Below are 19050 nucleotides of genomic sequence, written 5' to 3' on the forward strand. Positions count from 1 at the left end.
GGGTGGATCTAGGCACTTTATGGAAGCCAAGCCCCTCCTTAGAAGATCAGCGCACAGACGGACACCAAAGCGCCGCCGCGTGGGGCCGCGACGGCGCTGGCGCGGCGGGCTTCGCCCTTGATTCCGCGCAGTTGTGCAGGAACTATTGGTTCTTGCGACAATATAGCTAAGGCAATTTGATCGGCACTTCTTTTGTTCCTTCTCCTCGCCAACCAGTCAACCTCCTACGATCAGCCATTTTTCCCCGATAACCAACCAAGTAAAATGTGAATACCTCAACAAGCCATTGACACATCACCCATAGTTCTACTAGTTCAAAGCCATTGCGCGCAAACGATTTCTTCTCAGAGTGGATAATTGAGTTTCTCGCTTCTGAAAGAATAGTGAAACCATCTATTCCGTTATTTTGATAGGAAAATTCTTTCAACCCAATAGCTTGCTCTAGTGGATCAGATTGCAGCTTTATGAATGCTGCACAAGCGCGTGCTCTATCTGCAAATTTTCCACGTTGAAGCAAGTCAGCGCTCCATTTGGCATGCTCCCTAAGAATATGGTGAACCAATATCTCTAGTGCACTGAATGATGATATGAGAGCAAGTGAAAGGCTCGTATCTCTTGACGAGTTGGAAGCTCTATAGAAGTCGGACGAATACGTTAGAGGCAAATTCGAAGGCTCTGAATCAAGAAATTCATGATATGCTTTCGCAAAAAAACCAAATTCATTCTCCATTTCGATATCAAACCAATTCGAAGGGCGTGGAAAACGATCAAACTTTGAAAAACCAAGGAGCCAAAAATGTTCGGTCTCATCGCCTCTGCATTCCACATGCCCGACACCAACACCATTCCCGGATGCAAACGTTAAAACCTTAGACGCACGCCAAATTTCTTTCCATGCGGAACTATAGTCCACAGCATATTTTTCTTCAAAACGCGCCGTAAGAAGACCGGTAGGTATTACTTTACCAGAAATGCTTTCTTTGTCCTTAATTTGACTTTGAACGCTACTAAAAGGCTGATATTTATAATTTACACCATTGGCTTCCCACTCTAAGCCACGCTGATTGAAAAACACCAAAGGTCCATTTAGAATGACAGCACAAGCTTCTTTAACTTGACAAGGTCTTCCGAACAGCAATGGTTCCGATGTTGGCCCAAACTTTAGTATTGTTCTGTCATCACTACTATAGGTTTGACTTAAGCAAAGGAATTTGCCTTCCAAAAAACTCGATCCAAAGGATATAGCGTTATCAAAGTTTTCAAGTGCAATTGAAACATCATCACACTCTAGAATAAACCTAGTCTTCCAATCTCGGGTATAACGAAAGGCTGATTTCGTTATACCCATCTTCTCGACTTCGGGAGCAGCATTAACGAAGTTAAAGTTAATATCGCTCAAATTCTCACCATCAATGCCGTCAAAGCTTTCGAGTGTATACATTTTTAACCATATTGATAGTTTCTTCACGAAGTTCCAGAACTGAACCAGCTAGCCGGGCCATCCCCTCACCCCAACCTCTCCTCCACCACCCCCACATACCAGCTTGCCCCATAGGGGATCACCTCGTCGTTGAAGTCGTATTGCGGGTGGTGCAGGCCCGGCCCGTCGCCCGCGCCCAGCACGATATAGGCTCCGGGGCGGTCTTGCAGCATATAGGCGAAATCCTCGCCGCCCATGTTGAACCCGGCTTCCACGCATTGCCCCGACACGTCCAGCGCCGCCGCGCGGGCATACTCGGTATGTTCCGCATGGTTGACCATCACCGGGTAGCCGCGCAGGAATTCCACCTCTGCCACCGCGCCAAAGGCCTGCGCGGTCCCCTCGGCCAGCGCGCGCAGACGCGCCTCTGCCAGATCGCGCACGCCCGCATCATGCGTGCGGATGGTTCCCACCAGCGCCACCCGCGCCGGGATGACGTTATGCGCGTGGCTGGACGTATCCACCCCGCACACGGACAGCACGATGTTCTGCGTCGGATCGGTGTTGCGCGACGCGACCGATTGCAGCGCCACGATCAGGTGGCTGGCCACCAGCACCGGGTCGATGGTCCGGTCCGGTTTCGCGGCATGCCCGCCCTTGCCTTCGACCACCAGCCGGAACTCATCCACTGCCGCATAGAACGCGCCCGCGCGGATGTTGAACTCGCCCAGCGGGTGGCCGGGGCGGTTGTGCAGGCCGTAGACCTCGGTAATCGCAAAGCGTTCCATCAGCCCCGCCTCGCACATCACCTTGGCGCCGCCGCCGCCTTCCTCTGCGGGTTGGAAAATGACCGCCACGGTGCCGTCAAAGGCGCGCGTTTCGCACAGGTATTCGGCAGCGGCCAGAAGCATCACCATATGCCCGTCATGGCCGCAGCCATGCATCCGCCCCGGCACGGTGCTGGCATAGGGCAGGCCCGTCGCCTCGTTCATTGGCAGCGCATCCATATCGGCGCGCAGGCCAATGCAGCGGCCCGGCCCGTGGCGCCCATGGATCAGCCCCACAACGCCAGTCAGGGCTATGCCCTCCTCTACCGTATCGCAACCAAAGCTACGCAGCTTGTCGGCCACGACCGCAGCCGTGCGGTGGCAGTCGAACCCCAATTCGGGATGGGCGTGAAAATCGCGCCGCCAAGCTGTGTGGTCGGGCAGGCGCGCGGCGAAACGGTTGCGGAGGGGCATGGCGGTTCCTGTCACGAAAACTGCACATAGGCTATGCCGCGCCGCACGGGCCTGCAAGCGTGCGAAAGCGGTTTCCCCCGGTGCGCGCTTTGGGCTAGGGTCGCGGCCATGAACGCGCCCATGACCCTGCCCGCCCTTTCCGATGACCAGTCCCAAGCATGGGACCGGGTATCTCATGCGCTTGAAGCGGCCGGGATCGACCTTGATACCGGGCAGACCGGCCCCATGCCAGAGGGGCGCGGCACGGTGCTGGCCATTACCGGCAAGGCGGGGTCGGGCAAGACGCTGCTTTTGGCGGGGCTGACCAAGGCGCTGGTGGCCGCAGGGGTCGAGATCGTCTCTGGCGAGTATGAACCCCGCAAGCGCCGCGACCGCCGTTCGCTGGCCGTGCTGGCCCCCACCAACAAGGCGGCCTCTGTCCTGCGCGGGCGCGGTGTGCCTGCGACCACCTTGCACCGCATTCTTTATTCCCCGGTCTATGACCCGGAATATGAAAAGATCGCCGAATGGCTGGCAGGCCAAGCCTCGCGCCCCACGGTCGAAGGGCTGGATGAAGCCGCGCTGGATCGCGCTGCGAATTTCTACGCCCAAACCCCGTCCATTCCGGGGGCGCTGGCGGCGGCGGGCCTGCGCGGGTCCGATTTCATCACCGGCTGGAAGCGGCGGGATGACCCGCTTGACATCGGCTTTGTCGATGAAAGCTCCATGCTTGATGCGCGCCAACTGGATGACCTGAAAGAGCTGTTCGGCACTCTGGTGCTGTTTGGCGATCCGGCGCAGCTTGCCCCGGTGGGCGGCGGTGGCGACATGGTTTTCGACCATTTGCCAAGCCCGCAGAAAATGCACCTTGCGCGCATCCACCGGCAGGCTGCCGACAACCCGATCTTGGATCTGGCCCATGCGCTGGCCGATCCCGACCTGTCGTTTGAGCAGTTCGAAGAACGCATCGCCGAAGCCGCCCGCGCCGATGACCGCGTGCTTATGGCCGAGCGCGTGGACAGCGACCTCATGGCGCGCAGCCCCGTGCTGGTGTGGCGCAACGCCACCCGGTTGCGGCTGATCCACGCGTTCCGCGCCGCCCATGGCGCGCCCGAAGATTCGCTTTTGCCGGGCGAACCGCTGATCTGCGACGGGCTGGAACTGCCGCTGAAGCACCGCGCCAAACGCATCGACCTTGAAGCGCGCGGGCTGATCAAGGGCGCGCAGGTGGTCTATCTGGGACCGGGTCGCAAACCCGGCTTTTCACGCCTGCATATTTTCGGCGCGCCCGATCCGCAGATTTCCGTGGCCTCGATCGTCAAGATCGAAAAAGACCCGAATGAAGACCCGTTCATTCCCTTCGCCGCCGCAATGGGCGCAGCCTTCGTGCATGGCGCGGCTTGCACCATCCACAAGGCGCAAGGCTCGCAATGGCCCGATGTGCAGATCTTTGCCCCCGACCTTTACGCCGCCGCGCGCGCGGGCCGAACCGAAGGCGGTATCGCACTCTGGAAGCGCCTCGCCTATGTCGCGATCACGCGGGCAGAAACTCGGCTGCATTGGGTCATCCGCAACCGTCTTGCCCGCCCCAAAACCGACCTGTCCACCGAGGATCTGGGCCAAGACCCCGCCCCATTGGCCCTGCAAGGCGAATAGACCTTCCCACTTCATCCTTGCCCAAATATCCTGGGGGTGAATGGGCGCATCCGCGCCCAGAGGGGGCAAAGCCCCCTGACCGCAACCTTTCGGAGGCCCCATGCGCTGCGTTTTCGTCCAGTTCCGCTGTATCCCAGGCAAGACCTACCAAGTCGCCGACGCCATCTATGACCGCGAGGTGGTGTCGGAACTCTATTCCACTTCGGGCGAATACGATCTGATCGCCAAGGTCTATATCCCCGAGGACCGCGATGTCGGACATTATCTGTCAGACGCGCTTTTCGACATCCCCGGTATTAGCCGCACCCTGACCACCATGACTTTCAAGGCCTTCTAAGCGCGCAAGGATCGCCGCGATCACCGCCCCCTGCGCCGCCAGAAACTGCCGATCACCTGCTGGCGGCATTGCGGCCTGGCGCAAGGCAGCGCTCATCAAGGTGCCATTGCCATAGACCGGGTGGGCACAACCATGGCGCCTTCGGTGTTGGTCGGCCCGCGTGGCATGGTCCAGCATCCGCGCCAATTGCATTGGCCAATCTTCCTCGCGCCTTGCCAGCAAAGCCCGCGCGGCGGCCAGTATATCCCCTTGTGTCACCGGGCGCATGACCAGCCCCAAAGCTGGCGCGTGCGCCGGGGCGCAAGCGTCGACGCGCCCGCGTCGGCGCGGGGTGGGCGGGCGGGCGCCACGGCGCGCACGCGGCTCACAAAACCACCTCGGCCCGTGCGAACGGCCCCGGTCCAACCACGTCTGAAACCTGCGCCACCTCGACCGCGAAGGCTGCGCCTGCGCCATCGGCGGCCTGCATTGCAGCGCTGTAAACGAAACCCGGCATGGCAGTTGCTTCCTCACGCAGCACCGTGGTGCCTTGGCGTATCCGCACAAGATAGCGCTCATAGGCTTCCGCCAGCGGCACTTCGACCGCGCCCCAAGCATCGCCGCCCGACCGGGTGCGGCGGACCCAGCCCATTTCCAGATCGCCGCCGGGCCGCAGCCGCAGCCGCAGATGCGCAGGCCGGTAGGGCCGCAGCCCCACGCCCCGCGCGGTCAGGCTGAAATCGCGCTGGCTGGCATCATCCAGGGCGCGGCTGGCCGGGCCGATCCGGTAGTCGCGCAACAGCCCTAAAGCGTCGGGCGGCAGGTCGATCTGTTCCAGCCGCTCATCCAGCACCACCAGCAGCGCGCCCTCGGGCCAGACATCTGGCATCACCCCGTCGCTGCCCTGCTGGCCGCGCAGACGGCGGCGCAGGGCGTAGGTGTCGGGCGCGATCAGCTCTGCCTCGGCAAATTGCAGCACTTCCCACTCCGCGCCCGTGCCGATGGCCACAAGGTTTGCGCCGCCCAGCACATCGACCGGCAAGGCAGAGGTTAATCCGCCGCGCGGCATCCGCACCACCAGCGCCGGGCCATCGTCCCACCGCCCGGTGGGCGCAGCAGGCAGCGCGGTTTGCGTCACGCCCATATGCAGGGCAGAGGCGATCAGCGCCTCTAGCGTGAAGCGGTCGGTGCCCGCGCGGTGGTGCAACGCCACGGCGCCGGGCCAAACCCGCGCGGATACCCCCAGCCATGGAGCATGGGCAATCGTGCTGCCGGGGATGAGCGGCAAGTCCAGCACCACAGGGTGCACCGGGCCGGGGGCTGTATAGCCCATTGTCGGCCCTGCCCCCAGATCGGTTTCGCCAAAGCCGTAAACGCCGGGGTCCACGCGGGTGGCTTCCATCTCTCGCGGGCCGGACAGGGTGGTGCGGTCAATGCGCCACAGCGCCGATCCGGTACTGGTGACCAGTTCCACCACATCGCCCGCGCCCAGCCCGCTGGAGGGCGGCAGCGCGAAACGGGCCTGGTCGCGCGCGACGCGGGCCTCTGTCAGCCAGCGTTCCGCGATCAGCCGCGCTTCGCCTTCTGGCAGCACCAGCGGCAGGTCCGACCCCGATGCCCGCGCGGCACTGGCATCGGGAAAGACCGCTTCGGCCGTGCGCAGGTCGAAATCGCCACCCTCGGCGACAAAACCTAGCCGGATACGTCCGGCGTCTTCGGCCATGGGCGCGCGAATGCGGGTCAGATCGCCGCCATCGCGGCGCACAAGATCGTCACAGCCCAGCCGCGCCAGCGCGCGCCCGTCGCGCATGCGAAATTGCAAAACCCCGTCGCGTTCCACCGCATCCACGCCGTAAGCCAGCATCAGGGCTTGCAGCATCGCGCGCGGGCTGTCGGTAGAGGGCACAGCCATGCCGCGCACCACGCCATGCACGCGGCTGACATCCACCGCGCCCAAGCCCGCGCGGGCGCAGATTTCGGCGATCACGGCATCAAGCGGTTGCGCCGTGGCCCGCCCCGTCACCCAATGCCCGCGCGCCCAGTTTGCCCCATCGCTCCACAGCGCGGTATTGCCGGGAAACCACGGGTAAGGCCGCACATCCCACGCCCAGAGATGCGCGCGGCCAAGTTGCACCATGGGGCCTTGGTAGAATTCAGAGATGGGGTTATTGGCCGGGTCCGCCCAGTAGCGCTGCACCGCGCGGATATACTGCATCTGGATCGTGTCGTCGCGCCAGCCGCGCGAAAAATAAGGCGCGCGGCTTTCGGAAGATTTCGGGTCCAGAAACACGTTGGGCTGGTTCGTGCCCCGGTCGATCGCGGCGCAGCCATATTCGGTGAACCAGATGGGTTTCGAGCGCGGCTCCCAAGCCGTTTTCTGCGCCGCGCGCAGCCCGCCCACCCGGTCGTGATGGTCATTTTCCCACCAGCCGCGAATGTCCTTGTAGCGCCAGATCCAATCCTCGGCCCAGTCGCTGGTGTCGCGGATGGGCGTTCGGCGCTGTTGGTCGCGGTCCAGATCGCTGGCATAGAACCAGTCATACCCTTCGCCGCCCGCGACATTGGCGGTCAGGTAGTCAAGATTATAGATGCTGCCCCAAGCCGCATCGGCATGGTCGGTGCCGTCGCGCCAATCCGACAGCGGCATGTAATTGTCAATGCTGACCGCGTCGATATTGGCATCTGCCCAGAGCGGGTCCAGATGAAAGAAGCGGTCGCCCTCTGGCGTGATATAGCCGAAATATTCCGACCAATCGGCGGCATAGGTGATCTTGGTATCCGGTCCCAGCAGGGCGCGCACTTCGGCGGCCAAAGCGACCAGCGCGGCCACGGCGGGAAAGCTGTTGGCGACCCCGCGAATTTGCGTCAGACCGCGCATCTCAGAGCCGATGCAAAACGCATCCACCCCGCCCGCCGCCGCACAAAGGGCGGCTTGGTGCAGGATGAACCGGCGGTAGCGCCAGTCTTCCGGGCCAGAATAGACGACCGCACCGGGGCTGACGGTGAAATCGGACGCGCTGGCCGTTCCGAAGAAATCGGCAACCTCGGCCTGTGCTGCAAGGGTGCCATCCGGGCTGCCCGCCTGCCCCGGCGCTTTCGCGGTCGTAATCCGCCCGCGCCATGGCAGCGCGGGCTGGTCGGGCGCATCCGAATACGGGTCGGGAAGGCCATTGCCCGCAAGCTGATCCATCAGGATGAAGGGGTAATACACCACCTTTTGCCCGCGCGCCTGTAGCGCTGCAATCGCCTCTATGACAGAGGCATCGGCGGGAGTGCCGCCATAGACCGGCTGGCCGTCTTGCAGCGGCACTTGCGGCGTGTCGCGCGCGGCCCGCCCGGCGACCGACCATGGGTAATCTGGGGCGGCGCGGTCGGGAAATTCGACCTTGGGTTCCACCCGGCAATTCCCCGCGCGCAGGTCAGACCCGAACCATGACACCACCATCACGACCGACTGGCAATGCGGCAACTCGCGCGTCAGTGCGTCCAGCCCGGCTTCCAGGTCGGTCAGCCCGGTGGGCGAATTCAGGTTCATCGGCATATCTGCGACGTCGACCACCTGCCCGGCCAGCCCGGTTTCGGTGCCGGACCCGTCCCGCGCGAAGACAGGCAGCGCGGCATAGGTGAAATCGCCGGTTCCAGGCATCAGCGCCACGCCCTGCACAAGGCCGGTCATGCCTGTTGGGGCATTGACCGCGCGCATCACTTCGAAAGACAGTTGCGGCACCCGGTTGCCGTAAGCAGCCAGTTCCAGATCCTCGATCACGACATAGGCAATACCGCGATAGGCGGGCGCGTTGCCTGCGCCCTCGACCGCGTCAATCAGCGGGTCGGGCAACTGCTCCTCTGACCCCGTGTAAAGCCGGATGTTCAGGTCCGACGGCGCAATTTCCTGCCCATCCGCCCAGATCCGCCCAATGCCAAGGATCGGCCCTTCGCACAAGGCCACGGCCAGCGAGATTGAATAGCTGAATTCCTTGATTTTGGGTTTTTTCACCAGCTTGCCGCCCCCACCAGCGGTGGTGACGGTTTCAAAAAATTGCGTGCTCCAGATGACTTGCCCGCCCAGCCGCACGCGGCCCCAAACAACGGGCACGGGCGCGCCTTCCAGCGCGCCGGTCAGCCGCAGGCGTTCGATCCGGCCTTGTTCAATAACTTGGCTGCCGCCGCCCATCAGCCGTTGGTCGATGACCCGGCCCAAGCTGGCGCCCACCGCGCGGCCAATGACCATGCCCGACAGGCCCAGCACCGCGCCCCCAAAGCTGGCCCCGACAGAGGCACCGACTGCGGAAAGAACTAATGTCGCCATGGATCACCTATGCGTCTGGAAGGGGCGGAAAGTTGAACCGCGCCACAATGCGGCGCGCCCAAGGGGCAGACAGCGGCGCGCGGATGACACCTGCGCGCGGGCAGGCATGGATGAAGGCGCGCCCGCCCTCGCATTGAATGCCCAGATGTTTTGCGCGCGCACGCGGGGCCAAACGGAACAGCAGAACTTGTCCATCAGCCGGGGCCTGCGCCGGGGTCAGGTGACGCAAAAGTGCGTCATGCAGCGGCTCTCCCGCGCCTGCCTCTGCCCAAGACGGGCTGTAGGGCGGCGGCAATTCGGCCTCTGCCCCGTAGCGCGCGCGCCAGATGCCCCGGATCAGTCCAAGGCAATCGGCCCCCGCACCCGGCACACTGGCGCGGTGGCGATAGGGCGTGCCCAGCCAGCTCGTGGCCAAGGCGACCGGATCGCGCATTATGACCGCCATGCGCCGCCCGTGTTGGGCTGCTCGGCCTTGGGATAGGCCGATAGCCAATCTTCGCCCGGAATATGCGGAAAGCCGCGGAAGTTCAGGAAATTGGCAAATTTGTTGCGGCAGGTGCTGGCCTGCTTGTCGCAGCCTGCTTCCAGCCGGAACAGATCGCCCACCTGCACCGGGGCGCGCAGGGCATCCCACAGCGTAATGCGGCGGGACGTGCCGCCTTGGTCCAGCCGCATCAGCGCCACCAAGCCTTGCGCCGCGCCGCTTAGCGCCGTCAGGCGGCCATGCGTAAACCAGCCCGGCGCGAATGCGTCCAGCCCTTCGAACAGCAGCGCATCCTCGGCGCGGCCTGCCAGCGCAACCTCGGCGGCAAAGCCCGGCGCGGCGGTATTGAAGCGGCACGCGCCATCGCCCAGCACCGCCGAACAGGCGGCGTGGTAGACACGCCCGCCCTGCGCATTCAGCGCCTCTGACAGGCCCCGCAGTTCGGCGCGAAACGCCTCTCCGGTGCGGGTGATCTCGCCCAGTGATCCGCGAAAGAGCACACGGCGCTGCGCCACATCCTGCCAGTTTACCTCCCATATGGTCAGTTCCGCGCCGTCATAACGCCCGGCCATGATGTCAGCCTCGGTCAGCCCCGCATCGCGCAAGGCGCCCACGGCCTCGGAATTGTCCACGGCCAGCCCTGTGACCTGTTCCAGCGCGCGCGCGGTCAGGCCCGCTTCGGCGCGAAATATCATGCCCTCGAACGCCAGATCACGGTCATGGTCGGTGAATCCCAAGGTTGCGCCATCCGATCGAGTCAAGGCCCAAGCGCGGGCAATGGTCGTTGTGCCGCTGGCCAGATGGTCCGCAAGCGTCATATCCGCACCTCCAGCACCGGCACAGATGGCAGGCTGCCCGCCTTGAAGCTGGCGACAGAGACCTGCACCAGATCGGTGTCAAACCGCACCGGCACGTCGAATTCGAAGCCCGCGCGCACCTCTGCGCCCACATCGGGGGCGCGGGTGAAGGTCAGCGTGCCCGTGGTCGTGTCCACGCTATAATCATCGCCCAGGGTCAGCGCGGTCTGGCCGACTCCCGCCAGCACGCTGCCCGCAACGGGTTTGGCAATCGCGCGGTAAACCGTCTGCGCGCCAGAGCGATAGGCCTTGCGCAAGGCGAAATCGCGCGTCACCCCGTCACCCGTGCCGATCAACTGGTCGAATGCAGTGATCGGGCTTGACGCACGCGCAGAGCGGTAATCGCCCCAATCCTTCCAGCGAAAGCCGTGCAAGCGGCCTTGGCGCGCCTCGAAAAATGCGATCATGGCTTCCAGATCGTCCAGCGCGCGCAGGCCCGCGCCCGCGTCATAGCGCCTGCGCGACGCGGCCCAAGGCGTGTTGCGTTCCTCATACCCATTGGCGAGTTCGACTATTTCGGTGCGCCGTTCCGGCCCGCCAAGCGCGCCGAAACTCAGATTGGCTGGAAAACGAATTTCATGAAAAGCCATGGACTTGCCCCCTTATCTTCAAGCGTTGCGTTGGCTGCGTGCCAGCAGGCGGCCCATCTGTGCGGCAATCTGTGTTTGCGAGCGTTCAAACCCCGCCACATCGGGGGTCGAGATGTTGAAGGTTACGTTGACCGCCCGCCCGCCGCCCCCCGCGCGCACGCCAAGCTGCCCATCGGCCCCGCGTTGCAACGGCAGAATGGCCTCTGGCCCCGCTTCGCCCATCAGCCCGGTGGTGCCGCCGCGCATGGGAAAGGCGGTCGCCTGACTGATCACACCGCCCTGCGCAAAGGGCAGGATGGACGACATCGCGCCATTGACGCCCTGCGCAAGCAACCCGCCAAAGGCGTTTTGCACCGGTTTCATCGCGGCGTTATAGACGCTGTCGATCATGGTCTGGGCAATGCCGCGCAGCGCGTCTTGCAGGCGCATCCCGTCGAAGATGACGCCATCGAAAGCGCGCCGCAGACCACCGGCGAAATTGCGCGACAGCCCGTCCACCTCGCGGCCCGTGAAGGTCATGGTGCGGCCCAGAGTGCCCAATTCGCTGTCAAATTGCGCCACCAGCCCGCCCGCTTGGTCTAGGCGCGCCTCTAGGGCGGCGATTTGGGCTTCGAAGTCCGTTAGTGTCGTCATGGGGCGTTCCTTTCGGCGTGTCGGGGTAGCGCGCGGCCAGATCGTTCAGCCGGTCGCGGGTCAGCGGGCCCGCGCCTGCTTCCAGCCCCGCCATAAGCAGCAGTTCCGCGGGCGTCAGCGCCCAGAAATCGCGCGGGTGCAGGCGCAACTGGCGCAGGCCAAGCCGCATCAGCGCGGGCCAATCCAGCGCCGTCATGGTGTTGCAAAAGCGCGGGCAAGGCACAGCGCGGCGGCCCGCGCGCAGGCGGGCATACCGCCTGCGATCTCGACCGTCATCAGGTCCGCCGCGTTGCCCTGCCAGCCGCCACCGCGTAGCCCTGCCACGATAATCGCCAGCACGTCGCGGCTGGCGATCTGGCCGGATTCCAGCCGGGTCACAAGGTCGAGCACGGTTTCCCCGTCCAACCCCGCTTCCAATTCGGCCAGCGCGCCAAGGGTCAGGCGCAGGGTATGGGGCTGCCCGTTCAGAACCAGTTCCACCTCGCCCGCGAATGGGTTTACCATCAGGCCCCCCCATCGGTGATGAAGTCGAGTTGCCCGGCGCTGGCGAGCGACAATTCGAACGTGGCCTCGCCGTTATGGCTGCCCGCATAATCCAAGCCGGTGATCTGGAACGCGCCTTCGATAATGCCGAAATCGGGGATGATGACCTGAAATTCCGGTGTTTCGCCATTAAAGAAGATGGCGCGCGCGCGCTCATCGGTGCCTGCGTCGCGGAACACCCCCGCGCCTGAGATGCTGGCCGATTTCACGCCCGCACCACCCAACAGTTCGCGCCAGCCCCCGGCGCTGGAAAGCGACGTGACATCAACGGTTTCTGCGTTAAAGCTGATGCGCGTGGCGCGCAGCCCCGCCACCGTTTCGAACTGGCCATCGCCGGTCATATCCACCTTGACCAGCAGGTCTTTTCCGTTCTGTGCGCCCATCGGGGTGCCCTCCGTTAGTTGCGTTCAATCCTCGACCCGCGCACGAAAGCGCAGGTCGATGCGGCGGGTCTGGTCGCCTTCGATCTTGCGGGCCTCTGCCCGGTCGAACCACAGCGCCACCAGCCGCCCGCGCGAGAGCGCAAGCGCGGGTGCGTCCAGCAGCTCGGCAATCCGCGCGGCAATTGCCTTGGCGGGCAGGAACCCGGTGGCGTTGGTCAGCACGCTGATCGTCAGCCGGTGTTCCGCGCCGTGGCCGGTTGTGTCAGAGGCATCCGTTACCTCTTCCGGGCCGATCAGCGCATAGGTGGCGGGCGGTGTGGCGGGTGGGATCGCGTCATAAATCGCGCCGCCCAGCAGCGTGGCCAATTCACTATCGGCGGCAAGATGCTGAAAAATCGCCGCTTGCAGCGCGGGGGAAAGCTGGTAGCTCATGCCGGTAGCTCCTCTGTCGCGGTGCAGATTAGGTAGCGGCCTTGCGAGTCGGCCTCTGCCACGGTCAGAATGCGGTAGATGCGCTGCCCTTCGACAAAGCGTTGGTCGGGGCGCGGGCGGCGGTCGCTGCCAAAGGGCGCGGCGCGCAGCGTGATGCGCAAGGCCACCTGTCCCGACGGGCCCAAAGCGCCAAAGCGTTCCTGCCCCGTGCGCGCGTCGATCGCGGCCCAATGGGTGCCAAGGCTGTGCCATGTGGTTGTAAACCCCCCGGCCCCGTCGGGCGTGGCCACCGGGCTTTGCAGCACCAGCGCGCGGCTCAGGTTCGGCGCGCTCATGCGCCACCCCCAAGGCGCAGGTCGCGCCAGCGTTCCAGAAGGCTGCGGATGCCGAAATCCATGTCTTCGGACGCGCCGCCATCGCGGTTCTCATAGCTTTGCGCGGCCAGCAAAAACACCGCCTGGCGCAGGTCGGCGGGGATGTCGCCCCACATACCGAAGCCCGCTGTGAAGACCACCACCGCCTGCCCGCCCGTGGGAATAGGCGGCAATATGCTGCCCGTGGGCACAAGGCGCGGGCGCGGGCCATCGGCCTGCAAAGCGTAGCGGGCGGGGTCGATCACGGTTGCCGCGCCGTCGCGGGTGACGAGCGTTACAGAGGCCACCGCGCTGACCGGAGCCACCGGCAAAACCTGCCCGCAGTCAGTACGCCAACGGGCCAGCCGCAGCGACATATCACGCGCGATCAGCGCGCGCGCCGTGCGGCCTTCGACCGTGGCAAGGGCCGCGCGCAGATATTGTTCCAGCAGCGCATCTTGCGTGGTGTCATCGGCAAAGCCGCTGGACAGGCGCAGATGATCGCGAAAGGCGGCAATCGGCAGGGCGGCAAGCGGAATGGGGCTGTCTATCAGGTCCATGGGGGCCTCTTGCATGGGAAATGGGTCGGGTGCCCCGCAACCGGGGGACGGGGTGTTACAGGGCACCCTGCCCCGCCGCGACATCCGCGACGGGGATCGCGTATGCGCCTTAGCTCAGGCCGAATTTCAGCAGCTTGATCGCCTTGAAGTCGGACACATCGCCGCCCACGCGCTTGGTCGCGTAGAACAGCACATGGGGCTTGGCGCTGAACGGGTCGCGCAGGACGCGCATGTCGGGGCGCTCGGCAATGGTGTAGCCCGCGTTGAAATCGCCAAAGGCAATGGCGTAGCTGTCCGACGCGATATCGGGCATGTCTTCGGCCACCAGCACCGGGTAGCCCATCAGCCGCGCGGGTTCACCAGAGGCCAGACCGTCCGACCACAGGAAGCGGCCATCGGCATCTTTCATCTTGCGCACGGCACCGGCGGTTTTCGAGTTCATGACGAAAACCGCGTTGGCGCGGTAGCTGGCCCCCAGCGCATAGACCAGATCCACGATGGAATCGGCGGCGTTCACGCTTGCGAAATCGCCATCGGCACCGGTGGCGATATAGCCCAGGTTGTCCCATTCCCAAATCGCGTCATCAACCTTTGGGTGGTCCAGAAAGCCGCGCGGCTTGTCCACGCCGTCGCCATTGATAAAGGCCGCCGCTTCGGCGCGGGCAAATTTGCCCGCAATGCGGTCTGCCAGCCACCCTTCAATATCGAAGGCGCTGTCATCCAGCAGCCGCTGGCTGGCCTTGGGCATGGCCGACAATTCGTGCAGGCGGATGGAAATTCGGTCAATCGTCGGCGTGTCGGATTCGGCCAGATTACCCGATTCCGTGGCCCAGCCCGAAGAAATATCAGTATGATCCACCAGCACATCGAAAGAGGAGCTCTCGACCATCACCACCGATGCAATTGCCCGGATGGACGCCGCGTTATGCAGCACGCCGCGAATGGTCGCAGCCGTGGCCGGGTCCACCAAATAGCCTCCCTCGGCGGCGACAGCGGTGTTCAGCCCCTTCGCTTCCAGTTGCAGCCCGCGCAAATCGGCCTCGTTGCCGGAGCGCAGATAGGCGTCGAACGCTTTGTGGTGCAGCGTGTCTGCCGCATCAGTGCGGTCCAGAACAGGGCGGGCGGGGGAAAGGGCAGTCTTGCGGTCCAACATGGTCAATCGCTCTTCGGTTTGGGAAAGTTTACGGGTGAGATCGGCCTGAAACGCGTCAAACTCGGCGGCAAAGCCGTGCCATGCGGTTTTCAGTTCGGGAGCGTCGGACATCTCGGGCGCAGCGGGCTGGCCCGCCGCCTGTGGCGCGGGTGTGGTCATGGGTCTCTCCTATGACAATCGGTGGATTTCGGGTCTTGAGGGCCAAGCTACCGCCTGCCGCCCAAGATCGGGTGAAAGCAGCGTGCGCTATGTTAACCGCGCCGGGGCTAAAGCTGTGCCAGCGCCGCCCGTGCAGCCCGCAGCCTGGCGGTCAGCAGCGACAGCTCGTCCAATTCGTCCGACTTGCGGTCAATGCGCGCGGTGGCCTGCATGGGAAAGGTCACAAGGCTCACTTCCCACAACTCCAGCTCCAGCAGCCGCCGCCCGCCACCGGGCACGGATTCGGCGCGCAAGGTGCGATAGCCGATGGACAGCCCATCGACCGCCCCCGCCGCCAAAAGCGCCTGCGCTTCGCGCGCGCGGGCCACATCGGGCAGCAGGCGGCCCTTGACGTATAGGCCCGTGGCGTCCTCGCGCACCTCGTCCCAAATGCCGATGGGCTGGGCGGGGTCGTGCTGCCACAACATGCGCACCGCGTCACCCTTCGCAGCCAACCGCGCGAGCGAGGCGGCATAGGCCCCCGCCATCACCGTATCGCCGCCGCGGTCGCGCTGGCCGAAAATGCTGGCATAGCCCGCAATCTCATGGCCTTCCACAACCCGCAACCCCGGCGCGGTGCCGGTGAACTTGTATTCCAACATGGGCAAACCCTTTCCTATGTCGTCAACTGCACCAGCGCCAGCGCGCCATGCAGCAAAACCCCGGCGGCCACGCCATAGACGGCCAGCCACAAGCGGCGCTCCAGCCGCTCCACGGCTTGCTCCAGCCGCATAATGCGGAATTCCAGCGCTTCCTTGCGGGCCTCGAACACGCGTTCTTGCGCGTCAATGCGGGCCTGCGCGGCCTCGAAACTGTCATACAGGTAGCGCGAGCCGCCCACTGCGCGGCGCGCGCTCATTGCTCCTCCAGCCGCGGGGGCAGGCCCAGAAGGGCGCGCTTCTCGGCATCAGTCAGGAAAGACGCCTCGCCCACGCGCCGCCAGTGCTGGTCGCGTTCCACCGCCAAGGCGGGCACTTGGTCCAGATCGGGGCGCAGGGTCAGATCACCGGGCAGGAAATGCGACATCCAATGCGACAGCGCCGCAGTCACGCGCGTTGCCATGGGCAGCACCGTCAGCCGGTAGAACGCGCGGTTGGCCTCTTGGTAATTGGCATAGGTCGCATCCCCCGGAATGCCCAGCAACATGGGCGGAATGCCAAAGGCAATCGCAATCTCGCGCGCCGCCGCCTCCTTGGTTTTCTGGAACTCCATGTCAGAAGGCGAAAAGCCCATCGGTTTCCAATCCAAGCCGCCATCCAGCAGCATCGGTCGGCCCGCATTGCGCGCGCCGATGTGATGGGCCTCCATCTCGGCTTGCAGGCGGTCATATTGGTCCTGCGTCAGGCTGCCATGGCCATCCACGCCGCGATAGACAATCGCACCCGTGGGCCGCGCGGCATTGTCCAGCAACCCTTTCGACCAGTTGGAGGCCGCGTTATGCACATCGACAGCCCGGCTGGCCGCTTCCAACGGCGACAACCCGTAATGGTCGTCTTGCGGGTGAAAGGACCGGATATGGCAGATCGGCCCCACACCGTCTTGCATGGCAAACCGGTGCGCCCGTCCGCCGACGCGGTATTCATAGGCCACAGGCCAGCCGTCAGCCCCGGGGACAACCCGCATCCGGTCCGCGCGCAGAATGTGCAATTCCTGCACCCCGCCCAAGGCATCTGGCACGGCTTCCACATAGGCATTGCCCGTCAGCAAAAGCTGGCCATACAAAGCCTCCAGCAACTCGGCCCGCCCCTGCCCCGGATTGGGCCGCGCCAGCAGGTCCAGAAACGGGTGGCGCTCGTAGCGGGCCTCGGCATCTTGCAACACCAAGGGCAAAGCGGCGGCGGCCTCGGCAATCAGGCGCACGGCGCGAAAGCCCACCGGGTTGCCAATGAACCCGGCCCGCGCCAGCGACACGCCATCGCGCATCTGGCCCACCGCGCCCACGGCTTCGGGCAAGCGCGCCCCCAGCCGCCCGGCCATCAGCGGGCCAACGGCGCTGGCCTTGGCCTCTTCCACCGGACGGGCCGCTGTTTCGGGCGCACGCCCCTTGCGCAGGAATTCGAACATATCCGCCTCTCCAAAACCTGCCCCCTTCATCCTTGCAAAAATATCCTCGGGGGGCGCGGGGGGCAGACAGCCCCCCGCCTGCATGGATCAAACCCTAACGAAAGGATATGAACGCGGCGCTAGCCCAGCGTGCGCAGCTTGGGCTGCGACCAACGCGCGGCAGGGGCAAGCATCAGCTCATGCAAGGCCCAGACCAGCGCATCCACCCGGTCGGGGCTGCCGGTGCCGGTGAACCCTTGCGCGGTCATCAGCCCCATCTGGTCCTCCAATTCGCGCAAGGGCGCGGCATGGAACACCCGGCCTTGCTCATACAAAGCCGCCACAGGCTCCGCCCGCACCGCCTTGCCCCGCGCGGCGTGAACGGCACGGTAGGGGACCAGCGGGTCCACCTGCCGCAGCACCTCGCCCACAAGGTTGCCGCCTTGGTTCACCTCGGCCACGATGCGGTCGGCGCCATGGCGGCGCGCGGCGTCTATGGCCGCCTGCGCCCAAGCCGTGGGCGAAGAGGCGCGCAAGGATGCATCCTCCAGCACATAAGCGCGCCAGTCGGCGGGCGGCCCTTCTGCCCACACGCCGGCAACGACAATCCCGCACAGGTCCGATTTCGCGCCAGAGGACACCGCCGGGTCCACCGCAACCACCACGCGGCTTAGCCCCGGCACATCGCGCACCCGCGCGCGCGCCAGCAGTTCCAGCGGCCAAAGCGTGCCCTCGGCATCGGCCACAAGTGCGCCGTCCAACTCCTGCCGTTCCAGATGCGTGCCCGCATAGCGCGCACGAATTTCCGCCAGAAAGGACGGGGCCAGCCACGCGCGGTTCGCTTCGGTTGCGGCATGGGTCATCACCGTCGATGGCGCGGCAAGGATTGCTTTCAACGTGTCTTGGTTGCGCGGCGTGGTCGTGACCAATTGGCGCGGATGCGTGCCCAGCCGCAACGCGAATTGCAGCATGTCCCATGTCTCTTCTGCGCGCGGCCATTTCGCCAATTCGTCGCACCATGCCGCGTCGAATTGCGGACCGCGCAGTGCCTCTGGGTCCGACGCGCTGAAGCATTGCGCCACCGCCCCGTTGGGCCAGACCAAACGGCGGCGTGTCGCTTCCCATTGCGGCAGGCGGTCGGGGGGCGAACAGGCCAGAATGCCGCTATCGCCGAAGACCATCACCTCGCGCGCTTGGTCATAGGTTTCGGCCACCAATGCCACGCGGCGCGCGGTACCAGCATCCAACGGCCTCGCCCCCTCAACCATGTTGCGCACCCATTCAGCACCCGCGCGAGTCTTGCCTGCGCCGCGCCCGCCAAGGCAGACCCATGTGCGCCAGTCGCCCGCAGGGGGCACTTGGTGCGGGGCGGCCCAGAACGAAAACAGCCAAGGCAAGCTGGCCAAAGCGTTCTCACTCAGGCTGTCCAGAAACGCCGCCCTCTCCATGGGCGGCGCGCAGGCGATCCAGTCGGCGGGCGATCTCGTCTCGGGCGGCGTGCAGGTCAAGAGCGGCCCCTCCGACCGGCCCAATGCCCTTGAGCTTTTGAATATTGGCGCGTTCATGATAGGCAATCTCCAAGGCTTTGCGCAAACTGCGGAACTCTTCGGCAAGCTCTTTCCCGGTTTGCGGTGTGATCTCATCATACCCTTCCAGCAAGCGCGTCAGCCGCGCGATGCTGAGGGCCAGCAACTGCTCGGAATAGGACACCATGTTTTCCGGCGTCGGCCCTTCCGGGGGCGTGTGGCGTGTGCTCATTCGGTCTGCCTGTGCTGTTGGTCCCCCTTGGCGCGTCTTGGGCGCAGGGGGCAGGATAGGCGGGCGGCGTGAAGACCGGGTTCGGGCAGCGCACGGCGGGGTTGTGGGTGGCCCCCGTTTGGGGGATGCTGGTGCGATTGGA

22 protein-coding genes are annotated in these 19050 nt (G+C 64.6%); 2 read left to right on the forward strand and 20 right to left on the reverse strand.

Annotation, left to right across the window (positions count from 1 at the left end):
- Positions 1-166: 166 nt before the first annotated feature.
- Together AWT76_RS16735 and AWT76_RS08930 are read right to left on the reverse strand one after the other, a co-directional pair.
- Positions 167-1441, reverse strand: coding sequence for a hypothetical protein (locus AWT76_RS16735; protein WP_141655918.1), 1275 nt, complete (start codon positions 1439-1441; stop codon positions 167-169).
- 65 nt (positions 1442-1506) lie between these two features.
- Entirely contained in the window at positions 1507-2661 is a 1155-nt protein-coding gene (locus AWT76_RS08930; RefSeq protein ID WP_072246041.1) for a M20 aminoacylase family protein, read from the reverse strand.
- Positions 2662-2769: 108 nt separating this feature from the next.
- Between AWT76_RS08930 and AWT76_RS08935 the strand changes: the two genes are divergently transcribed.
- Together AWT76_RS08935 and AWT76_RS08940 are read left to right on the forward strand one after the other, a co-directional pair.
- Positions 2770-4296 (forward strand): ATP-dependent DNA helicase, encoded by a 1527-nt coding sequence (locus tag AWT76_RS08935; protein WP_245638800.1) that lies wholly within the window; start codon positions 2770-2772, stop codon positions 4294-4296.
- 100 nt (positions 4297-4396) lie between these two features.
- On the forward strand, positions 4397-4633 hold the full coding sequence (locus AWT76_RS08940; protein WP_072246042.1) for an Lrp/AsnC ligand binding domain-containing protein: 237 nt from the start codon (positions 4397-4399) through the stop codon (positions 4631-4633).
- Here AWT76_RS08940 and AWT76_RS17290 read toward each other — a convergent pair.
- From AWT76_RS17290 to AWT76_RS17145, 18 genes are all read right to left on the reverse strand, one after another.
- Positions 4565-5089 carry a DUF7742 family protein gene (locus AWT76_RS17290; protein ID WP_478212691.1) on the reverse strand — a complete coding sequence of 175 codons (525 nt, stop codon included), beginning with the start codon at positions 5087-5089 and terminating at the stop codon, positions 4565-4567. The genes AWT76_RS08940 and AWT76_RS17290 overlap by 69 nt on opposite strands.
- Entirely contained in the window at positions 4998-8921 is a 3924-nt protein-coding gene (locus AWT76_RS08945) for a baseplate multidomain protein megatron (protein ID WP_072246043.1), read from the reverse strand. The genes AWT76_RS17290 and AWT76_RS08945 overlap by 92 nt, the downstream gene beginning before the upstream one ends.
- Positions 8922-8928: 7 nt before the next feature.
- Complete coding sequence (locus AWT76_RS08950; protein ID WP_141655919.1) at positions 8929-9354, reverse strand: C40 family peptidase; 426 nt, start codon at positions 9352-9354, stop codon at positions 8929-8931.
- The gene (locus AWT76_RS08955) at positions 9354-10223 is read right to left on the reverse strand and encodes a DUF2163 domain-containing protein (RefSeq protein WP_072246045.1); all 870 of its coding nucleotides are present in this window, start codon (positions 10221-10223) and stop codon (positions 9354-9356) included. The genes AWT76_RS08950 and AWT76_RS08955 overlap by 1 nt, the downstream gene beginning before the upstream one ends.
- Positions 10220-10852 carry a DUF2460 domain-containing protein gene (locus tag AWT76_RS08960; RefSeq protein ID WP_072246046.1) on the reverse strand — a complete coding sequence of 211 codons (633 nt, stop codon included), beginning with the start codon at positions 10850-10852 and terminating at the stop codon, positions 10220-10222. The genes AWT76_RS08955 and AWT76_RS08960 overlap by 4 nt, the downstream gene beginning before the upstream one ends.
- 18 nt (positions 10853-10870) lie before the next feature.
- On the reverse strand, positions 10871-11485 hold the full coding sequence (locus AWT76_RS08965; protein ID WP_072246047.1) for a phage tail tape measure protein: 615 nt from the start codon (positions 11483-11485) through the stop codon (positions 10871-10873).
- The gene (locus tag AWT76_RS08970; protein WP_072246048.1) at positions 11400-11681 is read right to left on the reverse strand and encodes a rcc01693 family protein; all 282 of its coding nucleotides are present in this window, start codon (positions 11679-11681) and stop codon (positions 11400-11402) included. Before AWT76_RS08970 ends, AWT76_RS08965 begins: the two co-directional genes overlap by 86 nt.
- Positions 11678-11989, reverse strand: coding sequence for a gene transfer agent family protein (locus AWT76_RS08975; protein ID WP_072246049.1), 312 nt, complete (start codon positions 11987-11989; stop codon positions 11678-11680). Before AWT76_RS08975 ends, AWT76_RS08970 begins: the two co-directional genes overlap by 4 nt.
- Positions 11989-12411 carry a phage major tail protein, TP901-1 family gene (locus tag AWT76_RS08980; protein ID WP_072246050.1) on the reverse strand — a complete coding sequence of 141 codons (423 nt, stop codon included), beginning with the start codon at positions 12409-12411 and terminating at the stop codon, positions 11989-11991. The genes AWT76_RS08975 and AWT76_RS08980 overlap by 1 nt, the downstream gene beginning before the upstream one ends.
- A gap of 24 nt (positions 12412-12435) precedes the next feature.
- Positions 12436-12843, reverse strand: a complete 408-nt coding sequence (locus tag AWT76_RS08985) for a DUF3168 domain-containing protein (protein ID WP_072246051.1) — start codon at positions 12841-12843, stop codon at positions 12436-12438.
- The gene (locus tag AWT76_RS08990) at positions 12840-13178 is read right to left on the reverse strand and encodes a head-tail adaptor protein (protein WP_072246052.1); all 339 of its coding nucleotides are present in this window, start codon (positions 13176-13178) and stop codon (positions 12840-12842) included. The genes AWT76_RS08985 and AWT76_RS08990 overlap by 4 nt, the downstream gene beginning before the upstream one ends.
- The gene (locus tag AWT76_RS08995) at positions 13175-13756 is read right to left on the reverse strand and encodes a head-tail connector protein (RefSeq protein WP_072246053.1); all 582 of its coding nucleotides are present in this window, start codon (positions 13754-13756) and stop codon (positions 13175-13177) included. The genes AWT76_RS08990 and AWT76_RS08995 overlap by 4 nt, the downstream gene beginning before the upstream one ends.
- 109 nt (positions 13757-13865) lie before the next feature.
- Positions 13866-15068: a phage major capsid protein gene (locus AWT76_RS09000; protein ID WP_072246054.1), complete on the reverse strand. Its 1203-nt coding sequence runs from the start codon at positions 15066-15068 to the stop codon at positions 13866-13868.
- 107 nt (positions 15069-15175) lie between these two features.
- Positions 15176-15709 carry an HK97 family phage prohead protease gene (locus AWT76_RS09005; protein ID WP_072246055.1) on the reverse strand — a complete coding sequence of 178 codons (534 nt, stop codon included), beginning with the start codon at positions 15707-15709 and terminating at the stop codon, positions 15176-15178.
- 14 nt (positions 15710-15723) lie between these two features.
- Positions 15724-15966 (reverse strand): GTA head formation protein, RCAP_rcc01685 family, encoded by a 243-nt coding sequence (locus tag AWT76_RS09010; protein WP_072246056.1) that lies wholly within the window; start codon positions 15964-15966, stop codon positions 15724-15726.
- Positions 15963-17171, reverse strand: coding sequence for a phage portal protein (locus tag AWT76_RS09015; protein ID WP_072247608.1), 1209 nt, complete (start codon positions 17169-17171; stop codon positions 15963-15965). The genes AWT76_RS09010 and AWT76_RS09015 overlap by 4 nt, the downstream gene beginning before the upstream one ends.
- Positions 17172-17290: 119 nt before the next feature.
- Positions 17291-18598: a DNA-packaging protein gene (locus AWT76_RS09020; protein WP_072246057.1), complete on the reverse strand. Its 1308-nt coding sequence runs from the start codon at positions 18596-18598 to the stop codon at positions 17291-17293.
- On the reverse strand, positions 18564-18908 hold the full coding sequence (locus tag AWT76_RS17145; protein WP_072246058.1) for a Mov34/MPN/PAD-1 family protein: 345 nt from the start codon (positions 18906-18908) through the stop codon (positions 18564-18566). The genes AWT76_RS09020 and AWT76_RS17145 overlap by 35 nt, the downstream gene beginning before the upstream one ends.
- Positions 18909-19050 lie beyond the last annotated feature (142 nt).

The organism is Roseibaca calidilacus (genome assembly GCF_001517585.1).
GTDB lineage: Bacteria > Pseudomonadota > Alphaproteobacteria > Rhodobacterales > Rhodobacteraceae > Roseinatronobacter > Roseinatronobacter calidilacus.